Source organism: Stenotrophomonas sp. 22692 (genome assembly GCF_052045015.1).
In the GTDB taxonomy this organism is placed as follows: Bacteria; Pseudomonadota; Gammaproteobacteria; order Xanthomonadales; family Xanthomonadaceae; genus Stenotrophomonas; species Stenotrophomonas geniculata.
The window spans coordinates 42,966-61,768 of sequence record NZ_JBQEMR010000015.1; the positions used below are offsets into that span (position 1 = coordinate 42,966).

General features: G+C 67.0%; 20 protein-coding genes. 11 read left to right on the plus strand and 9 right to left on the minus strand.

Going from position 1 to position 18,803, the window contains the following annotated elements:
• Positions 1–14 precede the first annotated feature (14 nt).
• Positions 15–878 carry an ankyrin repeat domain-containing protein gene (locus ACTJJM_RS12770; protein WP_238379173.1) on the plus strand — a complete coding sequence of 288 codons (864 nt, stop codon included), beginning with the start codon at positions 15–17 and terminating at the stop codon, positions 876–878.
• A 15-nt stretch (positions 879–893) separates the two neighbouring features.
• Here the strand turns inward: ACTJJM_RS12770 and yegS are convergent, their stop codons facing one another.
• From yegS to ACTJJM_RS12790, 4 genes are all read right to left on the minus strand, one after another.
• The gene (gene yegS / locus ACTJJM_RS12775) at positions 894–1,829 is read right to left on the minus strand and encodes a lipid kinase YegS (protein ID WP_010482660.1); all 936 of its coding nucleotides are present in this window, start codon (positions 1,827–1,829) and stop codon (positions 894–896) included.
• A gap of 281 nt (positions 1,830–2,110) precedes the next feature.
• On the minus strand, positions 2,111–2,593 hold the full coding sequence (locus ACTJJM_RS12780) for an N-acetyltransferase family protein (protein ID WP_440865709.1): 483 nt from the start codon (positions 2,591–2,593) through the stop codon (positions 2,111–2,113).
• Between the two features lie 12 nt (positions 2,594–2,605).
• The gene (rpe, locus tag ACTJJM_RS12785; RefSeq protein WP_010482664.1) at positions 2,606–3,283 is read right to left on the minus strand and encodes a ribulose-phosphate 3-epimerase; all 678 of its coding nucleotides are present in this window, start codon (positions 3,281–3,283) and stop codon (positions 2,606–2,608) included.
• 57 nt (positions 3,284–3,340) lie between these two features.
• Positions 3,341–3,670, minus strand: a complete 330-nt coding sequence (locus ACTJJM_RS12790) for a J domain-containing protein (protein ID WP_005411327.1) — start codon at positions 3,668–3,670, stop codon at positions 3,341–3,343.
• Positions 3,671–3,811: 141 nt separating this feature from the next.
• Between ACTJJM_RS12790 and ACTJJM_RS12795 the strand changes: the two genes are divergently transcribed.
• The 8 genes from ACTJJM_RS12795 to ACTJJM_RS12830 all read left to right on the plus strand — a co-directional run bounded on the left by ACTJJM_RS12795 (position 3,812) and on the right by ACTJJM_RS12830 (position 11,618).
• Positions 3,812–4,738, plus strand: a complete 927-nt coding sequence (locus ACTJJM_RS12795) for a phosphoribosylaminoimidazolesuccinocarboxamide synthase (protein WP_029379835.1) — start codon at positions 3,812–3,814, stop codon at positions 4,736–4,738.
• Positions 4,739–4,874: 136 nt separating this feature from the next.
• Positions 4,875–5,360, plus strand: a complete 486-nt coding sequence (locus ACTJJM_RS12800) for an Mpo1-like protein (RefSeq protein ID WP_049480636.1) — start codon at positions 4,875–4,877, stop codon at positions 5,358–5,360.
• A 332-nt stretch (positions 5,361–5,692) separates the two neighbouring features.
• Complete coding sequence (locus ACTJJM_RS12805; protein WP_440865690.1) at positions 5,693–8,524, plus strand: monovalent cation/H+ antiporter subunit A; 2,832 nt, start codon at positions 5,693–5,695, stop codon at positions 8,522–8,524.
• Positions 8,524–8,916, plus strand: coding sequence for a Na+/H+ antiporter subunit C (locus ACTJJM_RS12810; protein WP_010482669.1), 393 nt, complete (start codon positions 8,524–8,526; stop codon positions 8,914–8,916). The genes ACTJJM_RS12805 and ACTJJM_RS12810 overlap by 1 nt, the downstream gene beginning before the upstream one ends.
• Positions 8,913–10,448, plus strand: a complete 1,536-nt coding sequence (locus ACTJJM_RS12815) for a monovalent cation/H+ antiporter subunit D (RefSeq protein WP_440865692.1) — start codon at positions 8,913–8,915, stop codon at positions 10,446–10,448. The genes ACTJJM_RS12810 and ACTJJM_RS12815 overlap by 4 nt, the downstream gene beginning before the upstream one ends.
• Positions 10,445–10,951: a Na+/H+ antiporter subunit E gene (locus ACTJJM_RS12820; protein WP_010482671.1), complete on the plus strand. Its 507-nt coding sequence runs from the start codon at positions 10,445–10,447 to the stop codon at positions 10,949–10,951. The genes ACTJJM_RS12815 and ACTJJM_RS12820 overlap by 4 nt, the downstream gene beginning before the upstream one ends.
• On the plus strand, positions 10,948–11,232 hold the full coding sequence (locus ACTJJM_RS12825; RefSeq protein WP_005411334.1) for a K+/H+ antiporter subunit F: 285 nt from the start codon (positions 10,948–10,950) through the stop codon (positions 11,230–11,232). The genes ACTJJM_RS12820 and ACTJJM_RS12825 overlap by 4 nt, the downstream gene beginning before the upstream one ends.
• Positions 11,229–11,618 carry a Na+/H+ antiporter subunit G gene (locus ACTJJM_RS12830; protein WP_159360657.1) on the plus strand — a complete coding sequence of 130 codons (390 nt, stop codon included), beginning with the start codon at positions 11,229–11,231 and terminating at the stop codon, positions 11,616–11,618. The genes ACTJJM_RS12825 and ACTJJM_RS12830 overlap by 4 nt, the downstream gene beginning before the upstream one ends.
• Positions 11,619–11,753: 135 nt before the next feature.
• On the opposite strand, the gene ACTJJM_RS12835 is transcribed toward ACTJJM_RS12830, so the two are convergent.
• Together ACTJJM_RS12835 and ACTJJM_RS12840 are read right to left on the minus strand one after the other, a co-directional pair.
• Positions 11,754–12,719: a sodium:calcium antiporter gene (locus ACTJJM_RS12835; RefSeq protein WP_440865695.1), complete on the minus strand. Its 966-nt coding sequence runs from the start codon at positions 12,717–12,719 to the stop codon at positions 11,754–11,756.
• A gap of 74 nt (positions 12,720–12,793) precedes the next feature.
• Positions 12,794–13,450: a hypothetical protein gene (locus ACTJJM_RS12840; protein WP_440865697.1), complete on the minus strand. Its 657-nt coding sequence runs from the start codon at positions 13,448–13,450 to the stop codon at positions 12,794–12,796.
• A gap of 125 nt (positions 13,451–13,575) precedes the next feature.
• Here ACTJJM_RS12840 and ACTJJM_RS12845 point away from each other — a divergent pair, with 125 nt between their 5' ends.
• Positions 13,576–14,112: a hypothetical protein gene (locus tag ACTJJM_RS12845; RefSeq protein WP_440865699.1), complete on the plus strand. Its 537-nt coding sequence runs from the start codon at positions 13,576–13,578 to the stop codon at positions 14,110–14,112.
• 203 nt (positions 14,113–14,315) lie between these two features.
• Here the strand turns inward: ACTJJM_RS12845 and hmgA are convergent, their stop codons facing one another.
• Both hmgA and hppD read right to left on the minus strand, forming a co-directional pair.
• Positions 14,316–15,623: a homogentisate 1,2-dioxygenase gene (gene hmgA, locus ACTJJM_RS12850; protein WP_197576798.1), complete on the minus strand. Its 1,308-nt coding sequence runs from the start codon at positions 15,621–15,623 to the stop codon at positions 14,316–14,318.
• Positions 15,624–15,725: 102 nt separating this feature from the next.
• Positions 15,726–16,838, minus strand: a complete 1,113-nt coding sequence (gene hppD, locus ACTJJM_RS12855) for a 4-hydroxyphenylpyruvate dioxygenase (RefSeq protein WP_181390027.1) — start codon at positions 16,836–16,838, stop codon at positions 15,726–15,728.
• 129 nt (positions 16,839–16,967) lie between these two features.
• Here hppD and ACTJJM_RS12860 point away from each other — a divergent pair, with 129 nt between their 5' ends.
• The gene (locus tag ACTJJM_RS12860) at positions 16,968–17,462 is read left to right on the plus strand and encodes a MarR family winged helix-turn-helix transcriptional regulator (RefSeq protein ID WP_010482680.1); all 495 of its coding nucleotides are present in this window, start codon (positions 16,968–16,970) and stop codon (positions 17,460–17,462) included.
• A gap of 81 nt (positions 17,463–17,543) precedes the next feature.
• Here the strand turns inward: ACTJJM_RS12860 and ACTJJM_RS12865 are convergent, their stop codons facing one another.
• On the minus strand, positions 17,544–18,683 hold the full coding sequence (locus tag ACTJJM_RS12865) for a hypothetical protein (RefSeq protein ID WP_126560931.1): 1,140 nt from the start codon (positions 18,681–18,683) through the stop codon (positions 17,544–17,546).
• Positions 18,684–18,803: the final 120 nt, after the last annotated feature.

Genomic DNA, 18,803 nt, shown 5'->3' on the forward strand with positions numbered 1-18,803 from the left:
TGTCAAGGAATCACATGCACCGTCACCCTCACAGTTCCTTTACGCCATTCTCCTGGCTGGCGCTGATGCTGCTGATACTGCTGAGCGCCTGCGCGCGCACGTCTTCACATGGCGCGGAGCGCTATTTCGAAGGCAAAGCCCTGGAGCTGGCCATTGCCGCCGAACAGGGTGATGCGGCGACGATCACGCGCCTGATCAAGACCGAAGGCGTGAACCCCGACAAGGAGTTCTCGAAGCAGGATGGCATTCCGCTCATCGCGTGGCCGTTGCGCGCGCGGAACCTGGAAGGCCTGCGCGCGATGCTCGACAACGGCGCCAATCCGAATGCACGGCGTATTGAAACGCTGGACGGCGAGACGTTCCGCCACAACAACGCCATGGTCTATGCCGCGAAGATGGACGATCCGCGCTACCTGGCCCTCCTGCTGGATCATGGCGGCGACCCGGACACGCGCACCTCCAATACCGAAACGCTGCTGTTCCAGGCCTTCATTTCCGGCAACCTGTGGAAGAACATCCAGCTGCTGGTGGAGCGCGGCGCACACGTCAACGAATCCAACATCGGCCAGGCCGATACGGTCCTGAGCTGGTACACCGGCCGTGGCGGCTTCGAGCAGGCCTACTGGCTGCTTGAACATGGTGCGGACCCCACGATTGCATCGCCGTCATCGGCGCAACCGGGCGCGCCCGATCGGATGGCCATGGTCGAAGCGATCTACTGGGAAATCACCACACCGGACCTGCTGCCGTGGCAGAAGAAGTGCCAGCAGTGGCTGATCGATCACGGCATTGCCCGGCCGCCGCTGCCGCAGTACATCCGCGAGAAGCGTGAAGCATTCGGGTTCCCGGCGAAGGAGCAGGACATACCGCCGTTGTAGGACTTCCGGTGCGGCTCAGCGCGGCTCGGACAACAGTGCACAGCCCACGGGCAGGTGCATCCGCACCCTGCCCGGCACGCACGCGATGCGGAACTGGCGCGCCTGTACCGGTTCACCGTCCAGGTTGAGCGTCAGCGGGCGCTCGGACTCCACCTGCAACCATGGCAGCCGCGCGCGCGTTGCCAGCTGTTCCAGCGCGGCCTGGGTGCCGGACTTCAGCATCTGGCCGAGCGTGGCGGTGACTTCCCCCTCCAGCTCCGGAAGCACCGTCACGTCCAGCTGCCCATCATCGATCAGTGCCTGCGGGCACAATTGCTGGCCACCGCCTGCCTGGCGGCCATTGCCGATGCCGAGCGCGATGAAGTCGCCTTCCCACGCGAAGTCCGGGCCGGACAGCCGCGCGGTGATCGGCTCGATGCGACCGAGTTTGGCGATGCCGGTGATCACGTAGGCCAGCCCGCCCAGCATCTTCTTCAAGCCGGCATCGGTCTCCACCGTTACCTGCGTGCCAAAACCACCGCTGGCAAGGTTGGCGCACCACCAGTGGGTGCCATCGGCGTCCACGCGCAGGAGATCGATCGCATGCGGCGTCGCCTGCCCGATCAAGCCGAAGGCCTCCTTCGGCTCGGTGGGAATGCCGGCAGCAGTCGCGAAGTCGTTGGCGGTCCCCATCGGAATCAGCGCCAGTGATGGCAGCGCATCCGCCGGTTCCTCACGGTGGGCCAGGGTCTCGGCCACCGCGCTGAGCGTGCCATCGCCACCGGCGGCCACGATCACGTCCACACCATGATCGATCGCCTCGGCCACGTAGCGCTCGGCATCACCGTCCTCCCAGGTCACCCGCACTTCCAGCTGCACACCCTGCCCGCGCCAGTGGCCGACGGCGTCGCGCAACTCATCGTTGCCAGCGGATTTGCCATTGAGGATCAGGCGCCAGCGCGGTGCGGCCATGTGGTGCTTCCAGGACGGGGGCGCACAGGCTAGCAATGCGCTGTTTGTCCGCGGTGAATGTCACGCAGATGTCATTCAGCAACCGGAGAATGGAAGGCCATAGCAGGGACGACGGATGGAGGCAGGATCAGCCTCCCACGCATGCAGCGAGGCCACGCCAGTGATTGGCGTGGCTTTTTTTTCGGCGTTCGCAGGGAGTGCGAACCAAGGTTCGCACCTACCTGGTTGCGGTTCGCCCCATCGGGTTGGTAGATCCACGCCATGCGTGGATGCATTTCATTTCAACCGTTGGCGAAATCGTGCAGCGCCTGGCCCTGCAGCCGATACACGGTCCACTCGTCCTGGGGCTTGGCACCAGCGGCGGTGTAGAACTCGATGGCCGGGGTATTCCAGTCCAGCACCGACCATTCGAAGCGGCCGCAGCCTTCGGCCACGGCCTGCCGGGCGATGTATTTCAGCAGCGCCTTGCCTGCGCCGACGCCGCGCTTTTCCTGGCTGACGTACAGGTCTTCCAGGTAGATGCCCTTGCGGCCCAGCCAGGTGGAGTAGTTGTAGAAATACACCGCATAGCCGATGGCCTCACCGTCGGCTTCGCAGATCAACGCGCGTGCGGTCGCGTCGGCACCGAACAGGCTCTCGGCGATGCCGATCTCATCGGTCTGCACCGAATGCTCGGCCTTCTCGTAGATGGCCAGCTCACGGATGAAGCGCAGGATCAGGCCGGCATCGGCCACGGTGGCCGGACGGATGTTCAACACGGCCACCGTACCCATGGCTCAGCCCCTTGCCGCAGCAACGTTCGCGCGCATCTGCGCGATCACGTCCTGGTAGCTGGTCTTGGCGTTGAAGATGGCCGAGCCGGCGACGAAGGTGTCAGCGCCAGCGGCGGCGATCTCACCGATGTTGTCGGCCTTCACGCCACCGTCGATCTCCAGGCGGATGTCCTTGCCGCTGGCGTCGATCATCTTGCGCACCACGCGCAGCTTGTCCAGCGCCGAGGGGATGAAGGCCTGGCCACCGAAACCCGGGTTGACCGACATCAGCAGCACCAGGTCCAGGTCATCCAGCACCCAGTCGAGGATATCCACCGGGGTGGCCGGATTGAGCACAATGCCCGGCTTGCAGCCCAGCGAGCGGATCAGCTGGATGGTGCGGTGCACGTGGCGACTGGCCTCCGGGTGGAAGCTGATGTAGGTGGCACCGGCTTCGGCGAAGTCCGGGATGATGCGGTCCACCGGCTCAACCATCAGGTGCACGTCGATCGGCGCGGTGACGCCGTGCTTGCGCAAGGCCTGGCAGACCATCGGGCCGATGGTCAGGTTCGGCACGTAGTGGTTGTCCATCACGTCGAAGTGGACCCAGTCCGCACCGGCGGCGAGGACGTTGTCGACTTCCTCGCCGAGGCGGGCGAAGTTGGCGGAGAGAATGGACGGGGCGATGAGGCAGTTGGACATGGCCGGGGCCTTCGGAACGGGGAAAGGATTCTCCCGCCCGCAGGCGGGACTGTCGGGTCAGCGCTTGCGCAGGGTCTTGATGCGGTCGTAGGCGGCGTTGATCCGCCGCGACTTCTGCTCGGCCTGCTGCTGCAGCTCGGGGGCGGCACCGCCCAGCTTGTCGGGGTGGTACTGCGAGATCAGCTTGCGATAGGCGCGCTCTACCTCGGCATCGGTGGCCTCGGAGGTCAGCCCCAGCTCCCGGTACGGGTTCTCCTTGTTCAGGCGGAACCAGTCCGAGTCGAAGGCATGGCCGATCAACAGGCCGACCACCGCGCCAAACAACGGATTGGGCCGGAACAGCAGGGCGCCGGCGATGAATCCGAGCAGTTTTCCGTACCAGCGCATGGCGCTCCGGGGTCGACCGACGAAATGGACGCTCATTTTACGTCACAGCGGGCCCGGACGGCTTTACACTAGGCCGCCCGCTGGTCAGCGGGCCCGCCGGGTCCGTTGGGCAGCCGTATCGACAACGCCCCAGGAGTGCCCGTGCCAACCACGCTGTTGCAATCCGATCTCCCCGGCCTGCCCTTGCGCCATCGCGGCAAGGTGCGTGATGTGTTCGATATCCCGCGCGAGCGGCTGCCTGCAGGGACCCCGCCGGGCGACTACCTGCTGATGGTGGCCACCGATCGCCTGTCGGCGTTCGACGTGGTCCTGCCCGACCCGATCCCGGGCAAGGGCGAGATGCTCTGCCAGGTGTCCAACTTCTGGTTCGCCAAGACCGCGCACCTGATGCCCAACCACCTGACCGGCATCGACGTGGCCAGCGTGCTGCCCGAGGGCGTGGATCCGGCCCTGTACGCCAAGCGTGCGGTGGTCACCCGCAAGCTGAAGCCGGTGCCGGTGGAAGCGATCGCCCGCGGCTACCTGATCGGCAGCGGCTGGAAGGACTACCAGCGCACCGGGAAGGTCAGCGGCATCGACCTGCCCGATGGCCTGCGCCAGGCCGAGCAGCTGCCGGAGCCGATCTTCACCCCCTCGACCAAGGCCGCCGTCGGCGACCATGACGAGAACATCGATTTCGATGCGATGGTGAAGCAGGTCGGTGCGGACCTGGCCGAGCGCGTGCGCGACGCCACCCTGCGCATCTACAAGTTCGCCGCCGACTACGCCCGCGAGCGCGGCATCATCCTGGCCGATACCAAATTCGAGTTCGGTACCGACGCCGATGGCCGCCTGTACATCATGGACGAGATGCTGACGCCGGATTCCTCGCGTTACTGGCCGGCCGACGAGTACGAAGTGGGTACCAGCCCGCCGAGCTACGACAAGCAGTTCGTGCGCGATTACCTGGAGACGCTGGACTGGGGCAAGACCGCCCCGGGCCCGACCATCCCGGCCGAGATCATCGAGCGCACCCGCGCCAAGTACGCCGAGGCGCTGCAGCGCCTGGCCGGGATCAGCGTCGACTGATCCGCCTGCGCCCCCGGCCGGAAAGGCGGGGGCACTCTGAAGGGGTAGTGCCGGCCGCTGGCCGGCAACCTCGGCGAATCCGCAGCCAGGCATGGCCTGGCTCTACTGTCGGCTCTGGCGGGAGTATGCTGGCCACATGCAGACATCCACCAAGCTTGCGCGGCCGATCGACCGCTATTTCGCCAGCTACTCCGACGACCACCGCAATGTGATCAACCAGCGCATCCACGTGGTGGCGGTACCGGCGATCCTGTGGTCGGTGGTGGCCCTGCTGTGGTGCTTGCCGCCGCTGATCACCTGGTTCCAGTACGGCATCTGGTCGGCGTTCGCGATGTTCAGCGCCTGGTGCTTCTACAACAAGCTGTCCCGCCCGCTGGGCATCGGCATGCTCATCCAGTTCTTCGTGTTCGGCTGCCTGTGCCGCCTGCTGGAAGCCGAAATCGGCCTGCAGGCCCTGCGCTGGCTGGCGGTGGGCGTGTTCGTGGTGGCCTGGATTGCGCAGTTCATCGGCCACACGTTCGAGGGCCGCAAGCCCAGCTTCCTGACTGACCTGACCTACCTGCTGATCGGCCCGGCCTGGGTGATGGCCAAGTTCTACCGCAAGCTCGACTGGCGCTATTGAACTGCGGGCGGCCGACGGCGGCCGTCGTTTCCTGAACGGGCAGATTCCGTCACCCGCACTCCACGACGGCCCTGCCAGCCTGCCCCGGTGACTCGCTCCCCACTTCCCGCCCGTCGACGGCAGCCCCTGTGCGACAGGGCCTGCGGTCTCCCTGCGTGGGCGTAGGGTGTTCCCGAGGGCAACCGGGGAAGGACTGCAGGAACGTGATGCTGCACCGCAGAAAAAATGAATCAGCGAACGTTACATGCAATTGATCGCTGTTCGATGGGTTTCGGCGACATTTCGCGGCCTGTTATCCTCCCTGACCTGCTCGTGAATCATGGATTCCCTGCATGCTCCCCAGCCTGCCCCTGCTGCTGGCCCTGCCGTTCCTGATGGCAGCGGCTGTTGCGGCCTTCCCCCGTAGTTCGCGCTCGACTGCTGCCTGGCTGGCGGCGCTGGCGCCGTTGGGCGGGCTGGCCATCCTCGGCTGGCTGACCCCGGCGGTGCTTGATGGCCAGGTGGTTCGCACCCTGGTCCCCTGGCTTCCTCAGATCGGCCTGGACTTCACCCTGCGCCTGGACGGGCTGGCCTGGATGTTCGCCGGGCTGGTGCTGGGCATCGGCGCGCTGGTGGTGCTGTATGCGCGCTACTACCTGAGCCAGCAGGACAACGCGCACCGCTTCTACTCCTACCTGCTGCTGTTCATGGGCGCCATGCTGGGCATGGTGCTGTCGGGCAACCTGCTGTTGCTGATGATCTTCTGGGAAATGACCAGCATCAGCTCGTTCCTGCTGATCGGCTTCTGGTCGCACCGCCAGGACGCCCGCGAAGGCGCGCGCATGGCGCTGGTGATCACCGGCGGCGGCGGCCTGGCCCTGCTCGGCGGCGTGCTGCTGATCGGCCGCATCGTCGGCAGCTTCGACCTGGACGTGGTCCTGGCCGCCGGCGAGCAGATCCGCGCCAGCGCGCTGTATCCGTATGCCCTGTTCCTGATGCTGGCCGGCATCTTCACCAAGAGCGCGCAGTTCCCGTTCCACTTCTGGCTGCCGCACGCGATGGCGGCGCCGACCCCGGTCTCGGCCTACCTGCACTCGGCCACCATGGTAAAGGCCGGCGTGTTCCTGCTGGCGCGCCTGCATCCGGCACTGGCCGGCAGCGACCTGTTCTTCTACACGGTCAGCGGCATCGGCGCACTGACCCTGCTGATCGGCGCCTGGAATGCGATCTTCCAGCATGACCTGAAGGGCCTGCTGGCGTACTCGACCATTTCCCACCTGGGCCTGATCACCCTGCTGTTCGGCCTGTCCACGCCAATGGCGGTGGTGGCCGGCGTGTTCCACATCCTCAACCACGCCACCTTCAAGGCCTCGCTGTTCATGGCCGCCGGCATCATCGACCACGAAACCGGCACCCGTGACATGCGCAAGCTCGGAGGCCTGCGTAAGCTGATGCCGTTCACCAGCGCGCTGGCGATCATCGCCTCGCTGGCGATGGCCGGCATCCCGCTGCTCAACGGCTTCCTGTCCAAGGAAATGCTGTTCGCCGAGGCACTGACCGCCGGTGGCGGCCCGGGCGCGATGCGCACGGCGGTGTCGATCGCCGCGCTGCTGGCCGGCGTGCTGGGCGTGGCCTACAGCCTGCGCTTCGTGCACGACACTTTCTTCGGCCCCGGCCCGCACGACCTGGACCGCGTGCCGCATGAACCGCCGCGCTGGATGAAGGTGCCGGTGGAACTGCTGGTGGTGATCTGCGTGGCGGTAGGCATCGCCCCGGCACTGACCGTGGCGCCGGTGCTGCATGCCGCTGCGGCCTCGATCCTCGGCAACGCCATGCCCGAGTACAGCCTGGCGGTGTGGCACGGTTTCAACCTGCCGCTGGCGATGAGCGCGATCGGCGTAGTCGGTGGCGTGGCGCTGTACTTCGGCCTGCGCAGGCTGATCAACCTGCACGGCGTGGAAACCCGCACCACCGGGCGCAACGTGTTCCATGCACAGCTGGATGCGATCTCCGCGCTGGCCATGCGCCTGACCAACGGCATCGCCAATGGCAGCCTGCAGCGCATGCTGCTGGGCCTGGTGCTGGTGGCCATCACCGTGGCCGCCGCGCCCTACATCGCCAACCCGGCCTCGCCGAACTGGACCAAACCGCAGCCGATCCCGCTGCTGGGCTGGGCGCTGTGGCTGGTGATGATGGCCTGTGCGGTGGCCACCCTGCGCGTCTACAAGCAGCGCCTGCTGGCGGTGCTGCTGGTGGGCGGTGTCGGCCTGATGGTGGCGCTGACCTTCGTGTTCCTGTCCGCACCCGATCTGGCCCTGACCCAGCTGCTGGTCGAGATGGTGACCCTGGTGCTGATGCTGCTGGGCATGAACTACCTGCCCGCGCAGTCCGGACCGGAGCGGCCGCGCTGGCGCAAGCGGCGCGATGCGGTGATCGCCATCATCGCCGGTGCCGGGCTTGGCGCGCTGGCCTATTCGGCGATGACCCTGCCGCCCAACACCATGGCCGGCGAGCTGCTCGCCCGCGCCCTGCCCGAGGCGTACGGCCAGAACGTGGTCAACGTGATCCTGGTCGACTTCCGCGGCTTCGATACCTTCGGCGAGATCACCGTGTTCGGCATCGCCGCGCTGGTGGTGCACGCCCTGCTGCGACGCACGCGGATGGCGCCGGAGCAGATCATGCCCGGCCCGCCGATCAAGCTGCCGGTACCGGCCGACCTGGCGCAGATCATGTTCCCGCTGACCCTGACCGTATCGATCTTCCTGTTCCTGCGGGGCCACAACGCGCCGGGCGGTGGCTTCATCGCCGGCCTGGTGCTGGCGGTACCGCTGCTGATCCAGTACGTGATCCAGGGCACCGCGTCGGTGGAATCGCGCTTCGGCTTCGACTACATCCGCTGTATCGGCATGGGCCTGCTGATCGCCCTGCTCAGCGGCAGTGCCTCGATGCTGTTCGGCGTACCGTTCCTGACAAGCGGGCACCTGGACCTGCACCTGCCGCTGATCGGCGACGTGCCGCTGGCCAGTGCCATCGGCTTCGACATCGGCGTCTACCTGGTGGTGTTCGGAGGCGCCATGCTGATGCTGTCGATGATGGGCACGATCAAGCCGTCGCGTACCCGCACTGCCCGCAAGGGTGAGATCGACCTGCAACGCCGTTCGGCCCGCACCGGGGAGATGCACTGATGGAACTGGCCCTGGCGACCGCGATCGGCGTGCTGACCGCCATCGGCATCTACCTGCTGCTGCGTGCGCGCAGCTTCGATGTGATCCTCGGCATGACCTTCCTGTCCTACGCCACCAACCTGCTGATCTTTGCCGGTGGCCGCGTGGTGCTGGGCAAGGCGCCGGTGCTGCAGGAAGGTGTGGACAGCCATCTCGGCAACTACACCGACCCGTTGCCGCAGGCACTGGTGCTGACCGCGATCGTGATCGCCTTCGCGATGACTGCCGTGAGCATCGTGCTGGCCATGCGCAGCCGCAGCGACAACCACAGCGACCACGTGGACGCCCACGAACCGGATGACGACCTGCAGGATGAGCGCGTGCCGCCGCGCCAGGACGAGGACCGCGCATGAATCATCTGGTGATCCTGCCTATCCTGATTCCGCTGCTGGGTGCTGCACTGTCGCTGTTCGTCGAACACCGCCGCTATGGCCCCAGAGTGCAGCGCGCGGTGGCCTGGACCGCGCTGTCGGCGCTGGCCCTGGCGGTGGGCCTGCTGTTTGCCAGCACGGCCAGCGGTGACATCAACGTCTACCTGCTGGGAGACTGGCCGTCGCGGCTGGGCATCGCGCTGGTGGCCGACCGGCTGTCGGCGTGGATGCTGCTGACCACCCTGCTGCTGGCCATTCCCTGCCTGCTGCATGCCTGCTCGGGCTGGGACCGCCGCGCACCGCACTTCCATGCACTGTTCCAGTTCCAGCTGGTGGGCCTCAACGGTGCGTTCCTGACCGGCGACATCTTCAACCTGTTCGTGTTCTTCGAGGTGATGCTGATCGCCTCCTACGGCCTGCTGCTCAGCGGTGGCCGCGGCCTGCGCATGCGCATCGGCCTGCACTACGTGGTGTTCAACGTCACCGCCTCGACCCTGTTCCTGATCGCGCTGGGCCTGCTGTACGCCTCGCTGGGCTCGCTGAACATGGCCGAGCTGTCGCAGCGCATCGCCGAGGTGCCAGCGGCGCAGCTGCCCCTGGTGAAGGCGACGATGGGCCTGTTGCTGCTGGTGTTCTGCGCCAAGGCCGCACTGATGCCGCTGTACCTGTGGCTGCCGGAAGCCTATTCGCGCGCGCCGGCCGCTGTGGCTGCGCTGTTCGCGATCATGACCAAGGTCGGCCTGTACTCGGTGCTGCGCATCCAGATGCTGTGGTTCGGCGACGATGCCGGCGCGATGACCGGCTATGGCCGCGACTGGCTGCTGTGGGCCGGCGTGGCAACGCTGGTGCTCGGTGGCCTGGGTGCGCTGGCCGCAACCCGCCTGCGCGTGCTGATCTCCTACCTGGTGATCGTGTCGGCAGCCACGCTGTTCATCGCCTTCTCGGTAGGCACGCCGCAGGTGCTGTCAGCCGGCCTGTACTACTTGCCACACAGCAGCTTCGTCGCCGCCGCGCTGTTCCTGATTGCCGACCTGATCCGCCGCCGACGTGGTGGCGCCAGCGACCGCAAGGAAGTGGTGGCACCGATGCCGGGCAAGGAAACCCCAGCGGTGCTGTTCCTGATCGGCGCAGTGTCGGTGGCCGGCCTGCCGCCGCTGTCCGGCTTCCTGGCCAAGGCCGCGCTGCTGGCTGGCATGCCGGCACAGTACACCGCCCCCGTCTGGACCGCGGTGCTGGTCAGCAGCCTGCTGGTGATCATGGGCCTGACCCGCGGCGGCATCCGCCTGTTCTGGCGCGTGCCACCGGTCGATCCCGAGGCACCGAAGCCGCGCAAGGCACGCCTGCGCCGGGTCGAGCTCTACGCCGCCTGCCTGCTGCTGGGTTACGGCATCGGCATGACTCTGGCCGCCGCCCCACTGATGCGCTACACCGACGCCACCGCCGCACAGCTGCTGCACCCCAGCGAGTACGTGCAGCAGCTGCGCGCGACCACGCCGGAGATCCGCCAGCCATGACCGCCCAGCGCTCCCTGTTCCGCCGCGTCATTCCCTCGCCGATGCTCAGCATCATGGTGGTGGCATTCTGGCTGCTGATGTCCGACAGCTTCACCCTCGGCCAGATCGTGCTGGGGCTGGTGCTGGGCGTGGTGGTGCCGCTGTTCGCCGCGCGCCTGGATCGCGAGTTCGCCCGCATCGGCACTCTGCGCCCGTTGCCGAAACTGCTGTGCGTGACCCTGTGGGACATCCTGATGTCCAACATCCGCGTTGCCCTGCAGGTGCTGGGCCCGGAGAAGAACATCCACCCGGGTTTCATCTGGTTGCCGCTGGACATCGCCAACATCCACGGCATCGCCGCGCTGACCAGCATGATCACCCTGACCCCGGGCACGGTCTCGGCCGCGCTCAGCGACGACCGCAAGTTCCTGCTGGTGCATGTGCTGCACCTGGAGGACCCACAGGACCTGATCGATACGATCAAGCGCCGTTACGAGGCACCGTTGATGGAGATCTTCCCATGACCGGTTTTGAAGTCATCCAGACCACCCTGGTGGTGTGCATGCACGTGGTCGGCCTGGCGATGCTGCTGGCCACCTGGCGCCTGCTGCGCGGGCCGACCGTGCCCGACCGCATCCTCGCGCTGGACACCCTGTCGGTGACCGCGATCGCCGAGCTGATGCTGTTCGGCATGTACCTCAACTCGCCGATCTACTTCGAGGCCGCGCTGATCATCGCCATGCTCGGCTTCGGCAGCACCGTGGTGCTGAGCAAGTTCGTGCTGCGCCGGGACATCGTCGAATGATCACCGCGATCCAGATCGGCCTGTCGATCCTGCTGCTGTTCGGCTGCTTCTTCATCCTGGTCGGCGCACTGGGCCTGGTGAAGCTGTCCACCTTCTTCAAGCGCCTGCACGCACCGACCAAGGCCAGCACGCTGGGCGTGGGCTGCGTGCTGGTGTGCTCGGTCTGCTACCACATCTTCCTGGGCCAGGACCCGCAGCCGCGCGAGCTGCTGATCACCGTGTTCCTGTTCATCACCGCGCCGATCAGCGCACACATGATGGCCAAGGCCGCGCTGTCGCTGCTGATGGAAACCCGCCCCAGCCTGCCGGGCAACGAGCCGGCCGCCGAAGAGCAGCTGCCGCCGCCGAAACCGGTGCGGGAAGAAGAGACCACGCAGGGCCGGTAAATCCGGTAGCGGCCGACCTTGGTCGGCGCATTGTTTGCGCGAGTGCCAACCAAGGTTGGCACCCACCGGGTGATCGGTGGTGGGTGCCGACCGTTGGTCGGCACGAAATCAACCGCATCCACGCATGGCGTGGATCTACAACGCCGGTGCGCCCACCAGCAGCAGCTCCAGCACGAACCAGCCGACGAACGCGACCAGCAGGATCACGCCTTCGCCACGGCTGATCTTCAGATCGCCACGCAGCATCGGGTACAGCACCAGCGCGAACGCCAGCAGCGCCGGCAGCTCCAGGCGCACGAACGAGGCCGGCAACGCCAGCGGCTGCAGCACTGCCATCGCACCAATCACCAGCAGCAGGTTGACCACGCTGGAACCCAGCACGTGGCCCAGCACCATGTCGCCATGCCCGCGACGCGCGGCGGCGATGGCGGTGGCCACCTCCGGCAGTGCGGTGCCGATCGCCACCGGCAGCAGGCCGACCAGCAGGGGCGTCCAGCCCAGGGCTACGCCGAAGTCCGCGGCGGCGCCCACCACCAGGCGCGCGCCCCAGTACAGCGTCAACGCGGCGATCAGCACGCGCAGCACGTTCAACGGCAGGCTGGTGCGGCTCAGCGCGGATTCGGCAATGGCCGCCTGCACCGCCGCGCCTTCGCTGCGGCCACGGCGCAGCAGCAGCACCTGCACCACGATGAAGCCGCCCAGCAGTATGCCGCCCTCCCAACGTGCGAGGCCGCCATCAAGCCCGAACAGGATCAGCAGCACACCCGCCGCCAGCAGCGACCACCACAGCACCGTCTGCAGGCGGGCGCGCAGCAGCAGGGGCGCAGCCATGGCCGCCACGGCCAGGGTCAGGCCCAGGTTGACGATGCTGCTGCCCACCGCGTTGCCCAGGGCCAGCTCCGGTTGGCCCACCGCCAGCGCGCGCGCATTGACCGCCAGTTCCGGCAACGAGGTGGTTACCCCGAGCAGCAGCAGCCCGGCAGTGAACGGGCTGGCCCCGAAACGTTGGGCCAGTCCGGACACGGCCTTGACGATGGAGTCCCCGCCCAGCGCCAGCAGCAGCAGGCCGAACAGGAACCAGGCAATGGCAATGGCGATCATCGAGCACTCCCCCCAGCAGTGGTGGCGCGATTCTACGCTTGGCCCGCACGCGCGGCTGGGCCGTGGATCAAGGATCAGCCACACCCTTCCGCATAATCGACCTGCGGGGTCTGCCCGACGCGCCAGGCACCCACCCGGCCATCGGCACCGAGCGCGAAGTCGATCACCGCCCCGCCCTCCTGCGCCGGGCGAACGCGCAGGTGCTGGGCCTTCTCGTCGTACTTGTCAGGGCCGACATCGGCCCGCTCCGGATACAGCACCTGCAGCTCACCCAGGGTCATGCCGACCTTGCCGCCGCCTGGTGCGGTGATGGCGGCGCTGCGCACGTCGTAGCGCACCAGCTTGCGGCCTTCGATCATCAGGCGCGGGTCCTCGGCATCCTGCGGGCGCAGGAAGTAACAGTCATCGTTGCCATCGTCAGCCGGCAGCGGCTTGCCGGCGGCATCGGTGCCCAGCCCCTGCAGCGGCGTGCCGAAGCCGGCGCGCACGTCGGCGATGCCGGCCCCCAGCTTCGCACCAGCGAAGCCGTCCAGGCGGGCTGGACTGTCCTTGCGGAGGTCGTTCGCCGGGCGAGCCGCCAGATCAGGATCCGTCGACTGGGCGGGGCCGGTCGCCGAGGCGGTTTCCGCCGGAGTGTCGCTGCCGCTGCCGGCCGCCCCCTGCTTGTCGGGGCCGCCACTGCAGGCGGCGAGCGAAAGGAGCAACAGACCAGCAATCGGGAGGTGCTTCATCGGTGCGGTTCCCTGGCACGAAGATGGCTGCACGCTAGCCCATCCGGTGTGCAGGCGCTGCATTGTCATCGCGGTTTCATCGCCTTCGTTCAGGCTCGGCGAGCACCGACCTGGCCGTCCCTTCCATGCAACCGCGCAAGACCGATCTCGCCCGAACTGCGCTGCAGGCCCACCGCGCGCCGCTGGACATGCGCCAGCGCCGGCTGCTGATCCTGTGCGACGGCCAGCGCACCGTTGCCGACCTGACCGGTCTGCTCGGCCAGGAAGCACCGGCGATGGTCATCCAGCTGGTACAGGCGGGGTACCTGAGCACCGGCACGGGCTCCACGACCCCGGCACCGTCGACCGCAGCCGCGGCAACGCCGGTGCCCACGCCGCCGGCAGCCACACCTGCTGCACCCGCGATCGAACGTCGCCGCTCGCTGGTGGCCGCGCGCATCTACGTGCTGGGCATATTGGAGATGCAGCGCCACCCGCAGGCGGCAGCACTGTTCCGTGACCTGCAGCAGGCGCGTGCGGAAGAAGAGGTGCTGCAGCGGCTGCAGTCAGCGATGCAGATGCTGCCCGGGCTGACCTCAGAGGGCTATTGCCAACGCGTGCGGCAGCGCCTGCTGGAGGCGTTGCCGCTGGAGCATTGCGACGCCTTCGCCGAGGTGGCGTAAGCGCAATTTCCGGCGGAGAGCATCCACGCATGGCGTGGACCTACTGCATCTCGACCGCCTTTCGCTAGATCCACGCCATGCGTGGATGCGATCAGGATCCGTGCCGACCAACGGTCGGCACCCACCGAGGCAGCGGTTGGTAGATCCGCGCCATGCGTGGATGCGATCACGATCTGTGCCGACCAAGGTCGGCACCCACCACGCTAGCGGGACGACCGGAAGTTGTTACGCAGGCCGTTCCAGCACTGCTGGTAATCGCCCTGGCGGTGGCCGGCGGCCAGCGCCTGTGCGGTCGGGCGGATCACCGCACGGGTCTCGAACATGAAGGCCATCGTGTCCTTGATCACATCGGCCTTGGACAGATCGGCATTGGACGCCTTGTCAAAGGTCGGCGCGTCCGGGCCGTGACCGCTCATGCAGTTGTGCAGCGACGCGCCACCCGGCACGAAGCCTTCGGCCTTGGCATCGTAGGCGCCATGCACCAGGCCCATGAACTCGCTGGCGATGTTGCGGTGGAACCACGGCGGGCGGAACGTGTTCTGCGCCACCAGCCAACGCGGCGGGAAGATCGCGAAGTCCATGTTGCTGGTTCCCGGCGTGTCGCTGGGCGAATGCAGCACCAGGAAGATCGACGGGTCCGGGTGGTCGTAGCTGATCGATCCGATGGTGTTGAAGCGACGCAGGTCGTAGCGGTACGGCGCGTAATTGCCGTGCCAGGCCACCACGTCCAGCGGCGAATGGTCGATCGGCGCACGCCACAGGCGGCCTTCGAACTTGGCGATCAGTTCGAAGTCGCCATCCACATCCTCGAACGCCGCATGCGGGGTCTCGAAGTCGCGCGGGTTGGCCAGGCCGTTGGAACCGATCGGGCCTAGGTCGGGCAGCTTCAGCAGCGCACCGTAGTTCTCGCAGATGTAGCCGCGGCTCGGGCCATCGGGCAGTTCGACGCGGAAGCGCACGCCGCGCGGGATCACCGCGATCTGCTGCGGCTCGATCTCGATCACGCCCAGCTCGGTCAGCAGGCGCAGCGCGCCCAGCTGCGGCACGATCAGCAGTTCACCGTCGGCGTCGTAGAAGTAGCGGCCGACCATGTCGCGGTTGGCAGCGTAAAGGTGGATGCCCACGCCGGCATGCGCGTCGGGCGAACCGTTGCCGCCCATCGTGTACAGGCCTTCGACAAAGTCGGTCGGCAGCTCCGGCAGCGGCAGCGGGCTCCAGCGCAGCTGGTTCGGCGAGGCCGGCTGTGCGCCGAAATCCCACTGCAACTGCGACTGCGCAAACGGAGTGAACTCGCCATGGGTCACCGCCGGGCGGATCCGGTACAGCCAGCTGCGGCGATTGCTGCCGCGCGGCGCGGTGAAGGCGGTGCCGGTCAACTGTTCGGCGTACAGGCCGTGGGCCACCTTCTGCGGCGAGTTCTGCCCGACCGGCAGCGCGCCGGCGACGGCCTCGGTGGCGAATTCGTTGCCGAAGCCGGACTGGTAGCCGCGGGCGGTGATGGCGGGGGACATGGGGGCTCCTGGGTACGGCGAGACCGGAACGGAAAGCAGCCGAGCAGGGCCCGGCTCTACAGATGGGCAGGCGCCGGGACTGGCCCGGCGCTACCGATGACCTTACAGCACGCCGCGGCGGATCTGGTCGCGTTCGATGCTCTCGAACAGCGCGGTGAAGTTGCCTTCGCCGAAGCCTTCGTTGCCCTTGCGCTGGATGATCTCGAAGAAGATCGGGCCGATGCAGTTCTGGGTGAAGATCTGCAGCAGCTTGCGCTGGTGGGTTTCCGGATCGGCATCGATGAGGATCTTGTTCTTCGCCAGGCGCGGCACGTCTTCACCGTGGTTCGGCACGCGCTGGTCGATCACATCGAAGTAGGTCTCCGGCGTGTCGAGGAAATCCACGCCCTGCGCGCGCATCGCTTCGACGGTCTCGTAGATGTTCTCGGTGAAGCAGGCGATGTGCTGGATGCCTTCGCCCTTGTACGCGTCCAGGTACTCGTTGATCTGGCTCTTCGGGTCGGACGATTCGTTCAGCGGAATGCGCACGATGCCGTCCGGCGCGGTCATCGCCTTGGACACCAGGCCGGTCTTCAGGCCCTTGATGTCGAAGTAGCGGATCTCGCGGAAGTTGAACAGGCGCTCGTAGTAGTCCGACCACTGCTGCATGTTGCCGAAGTACAGGTTGTGGGTCAGGTGGTCGATGAAGGTCAGGCCGAAGCCCACCGGGTGCAGGTCGGCACCGGCGATCGGCTCGTAGTCGCCGTCGTAGATGCTGCCGGCCGCGCCGTAGCGGTCGACCAGGTACAGCATGCAATCGCCGATGCCCTTGATGACCGGGGCGCTGACCGCCTTGCTGTCCGGCTTGAAGGCAATGGCTTCGGCACCGTTGCCCAGTGCGGTCTGGTAGACCTCCTGACCAGGTTTCTTGAAGCGGATGGCGAAGCCGCAGGCGCACGGACCGTGCTTCTCGGCGAAGTCGGCGGCGAACGAATCGGGGTCTTCATTGACCAGGAAGTTGACGTCGCCCTGACGATAGACGGTAATCGAACGCTGCTTGTGCTTGAGCACCGCGCTGAAGCCCATCTTCCGGAAGTACTCGTGCAGCTCCTGGCCACGGCCGGCCGGGGCGGCGAATTCGACGAACTCGAAGCCGTCGATGCCCATCGGGTTCTCGAAGGTGGTGACCTGCATGCCGGGGTTGGGGTGCGAGGCGGTCGGGACTGCGGTATTCATGGCGTGGCTCCGAATCGGTACCGCATCGGTACAAACCAGGTGCGGGCAGGTAGGGACCCGGCGAGAATGCAGGGTCTGGACCTACCCCTTATAGTTACACTTGAAACCACCAGCAAGGTGCACCGCAACATGAGCCCCGCCGATCCCGCCTCGACCCGCCTGCGTGCCTCGCACGTCCTGCTCGACCTGGAACAGTTCCTGCCGTACCGGCTGAGCGTGCTGTCCAACCGGGTCAGCGGCAACATCGCCAAGCTGTACGGTGATCGTTACGGTCTGGCGATTCCCGAATGGCGGGTCATCACCATCCTGGCGCTGTACCCGGGCTCCTCGGCCAGCGAGGTCTCCGACCGCACGGCGATGGACAAGGTGGCGGTCAGCCGCGCCGTGGCCCGCCTGCTGGAGCGCGGCTTCATCAAGCGCGAGACCCACGGCGACGACCGCCGCCGCTCGGTGCTGGCGCTGTCCGCAGCCGGCTTCGAGGTCTACGAGACCATCGCGCCGATGGTGATCGAGATCACCCGCAAGCTGATGTCGGTGCTGAGCGAGGAGGAGGAGCAGCTGCTGGAAAAGCTGATCCTGCGCCTGGCCGGTGACGGCCTGGAGCGGATGGGCGAAGGGGTCTGAAAGAAAAAGGGGACGGAGGGGATTAAGTCGTTTCAGGCACACGAGGGCTGATTACGGCTTAATCCCCTCCGTCCCCTTATTTCAGCTCAGATGCTTGCGGCGCGCATGGATCCACGGCACCGCCAGTGCGGCAATGGCACCGCCGGCGAAGCCGAGCGAGGCGGCAACCGTGGCCGCTTCGACCGCCCCCGGCAGCGCCAGCGCGGCAGCTACAAGCAGCAGCGACGGCAGGCCGACGAAGGTGCCCAGGAAGAAATGCCAGCGCGGCGACCAGGTGTTGAGCTGCAACAGGCTGACCGGCTGCCAAGCATCGGATGCGGCATCTTCGGCGATCTTCGCCACCGCCTTGGCCAGGTCCACTTCCGGCAGCGCGCGCCCCTGCCGTGCGATCGCCAGCAGCTCGGCCACGGCCTCCACCGGCGGGAAACTGGACGGCCACGCAACCGGCGCCGGCACGCCGTAGGCGGTCAGCACCGGCACGCTCAGCCACGGCGCTACCAACGGACGCATGCGACGGCGACCGTGCACGCACCAGATCTGCGACTGGCCGTGCGCGGTGACGCTGTACAGCGCCAGTTCGTTGGCCGGCGGATAGCCGAGCATGGTCACCCGTGCCGCCAGGCTGTCCTGGCCCATCGCGCGCAGGAAACCGGGGCGGCTGCGCCCTTCCTGCATCCACGCCAGGCCGAGTGCACCCACCAGATAGGCCTCGGCCACGTCCTTGCTGCCGGCGGCGGCGCGTTCGTCGCTAGCCAGGTACCAGGCCAGCGATTTCGGTTCGGACACATCGTCCAGGCCCCAACGGCTGTCGTCCCCCAGCACATGGCGCACTGGCAGGCGCGCGGGCGCGGTTTCGCCACGCTCGCCTGGCTGCAGGAACGGCAGCACGCCCTGGATGAAGGTGGACAGTTCGATCGCACGCACGCCATGGCCCTGCCATTCCGGCGGCAGCAACCCGGCCAGCTGGCCGTCGGCGGCCAATGCATCGAGCCGTGATTTCTGCTCGACCAGTTTCTGCACCGCCCCCTTCAGCACCACGTTGTCGGGCAGCGCGATCTGCGGCAGGCGATGGCGCGGCGGGGCCAGTTCAACACTGTCCTCGCCGGTACCGGCGTCATCCAGCAGCGCCTCCTGCGGCGGCAGGGTCACACCCTCGCCTGCTTCGCCTTCGGCCAGAGTACTGGCAGGTTCGGGCAGTCGTTCGGCGTGGTCGCTGTGCATGGGCGTTCCGGTAGGTTGCATCGACGGGTGTCGGCTGAGGTCCTTGCCGGTAACGGCGAGCGCGTTGCGATATTGAGATGCCGATTTCGGGAATGTGACCGCAACCACAGTAGATCCACG

Coding starts and splice junctions, on each gene's coding strand:
- ACTJJM_RS12815 (WP_440865692.1), top strand. CDS start 8,913: ATGAATCATCTGGTGATCCTGCCTATCCTGATTCCGCTGCTGGGTGCT.
- ACTJJM_RS12790 (WP_005411327.1), bottom strand. CDS start 3,670: ATGCGCTGGTACGGAAAACTGCTCGGATTCATCGCCGGCGCCCTGCTG.
- ACTJJM_RS12800 (WP_049480636.1), top strand. CDS start 4,875: ATGCAGACATCCACCAAGCTTGCGCGGCCGATCGACCGCTATTTCGCC.
- rpe (WP_010482664.1), bottom strand. CDS start 3,283: ATGTCCAACTGCCTCATCGCCCCGTCCATTCTCTCCGCCAACTTCGCC.
- ACTJJM_RS12805 (WP_440865690.1), top strand. CDS start 5,693: ATGCTCCCCAGCCTGCCCCTGCTGCTGGCCCTGCCGTTCCTGATGGCA.
- hmgA (WP_197576798.1), bottom strand. CDS start 15,623: ATGTCCCCCGCCATCACCGCCCGCGGCTACCAGTCCGGCTTCGGCAAC.
- ACTJJM_RS12860 (WP_010482680.1), top strand. CDS start 16,968: ATGAGCCCCGCCGATCCCGCCTCGACCCGCCTGCGTGCCTCGCACGTC.
- ACTJJM_RS12865 (WP_126560931.1), bottom strand. CDS start 18,683: ATGCACAGCGACCACGCCGAACGACTGCCCGAACCTGCCAGTACTCTG.
- ACTJJM_RS12835 (WP_440865695.1), bottom strand. CDS start 12,719: ATGATCGCCATTGCCATTGCCTGGTTCCTGTTCGGCCTGCTGCTGCTG.
- ACTJJM_RS12770 (WP_238379173.1), top strand. CDS start 15: ATGCACCGTCACCCTCACAGTTCCTTTACGCCATTCTCCTGGCTGGCG.
- ACTJJM_RS12810 (WP_010482669.1), top strand. CDS start 8,524: ATGGAACTGGCCCTGGCGACCGCGATCGGCGTGCTGACCGCCATCGGC.
- ACTJJM_RS12845 (WP_440865699.1), top strand. CDS start 13,576: ATGCAACCGCGCAAGACCGATCTCGCCCGAACTGCGCTGCAGGCCCAC.
- ACTJJM_RS12825 (WP_005411334.1), top strand. CDS start 10,948: ATGACCGGTTTTGAAGTCATCCAGACCACCCTGGTGGTGTGCATGCAC.
- yegS (WP_010482660.1), bottom strand. CDS start 1,829: ATGGCCGCACCGCGCTGGCGCCTGATCCTCAATGGCAAATCCGCTGGC.
- ACTJJM_RS12820 (WP_010482671.1), top strand. CDS start 10,445: ATGACCGCCCAGCGCTCCCTGTTCCGCCGCGTCATTCCCTCGCCGATG.
- hppD (WP_181390027.1), bottom strand. CDS start 16,838: ATGAATACCGCAGTCCCGACCGCCTCGCACCCCAACCCCGGCATGCAG.
- ACTJJM_RS12830 (WP_159360657.1), top strand. CDS start 11,229: ATGATCACCGCGATCCAGATCGGCCTGTCGATCCTGCTGCTGTTCGGC.
- ACTJJM_RS12840 (WP_440865697.1), bottom strand. CDS start 13,450: ATGAAGCACCTCCCGATTGCTGGTCTGTTGCTCCTTTCGCTCGCCGCC.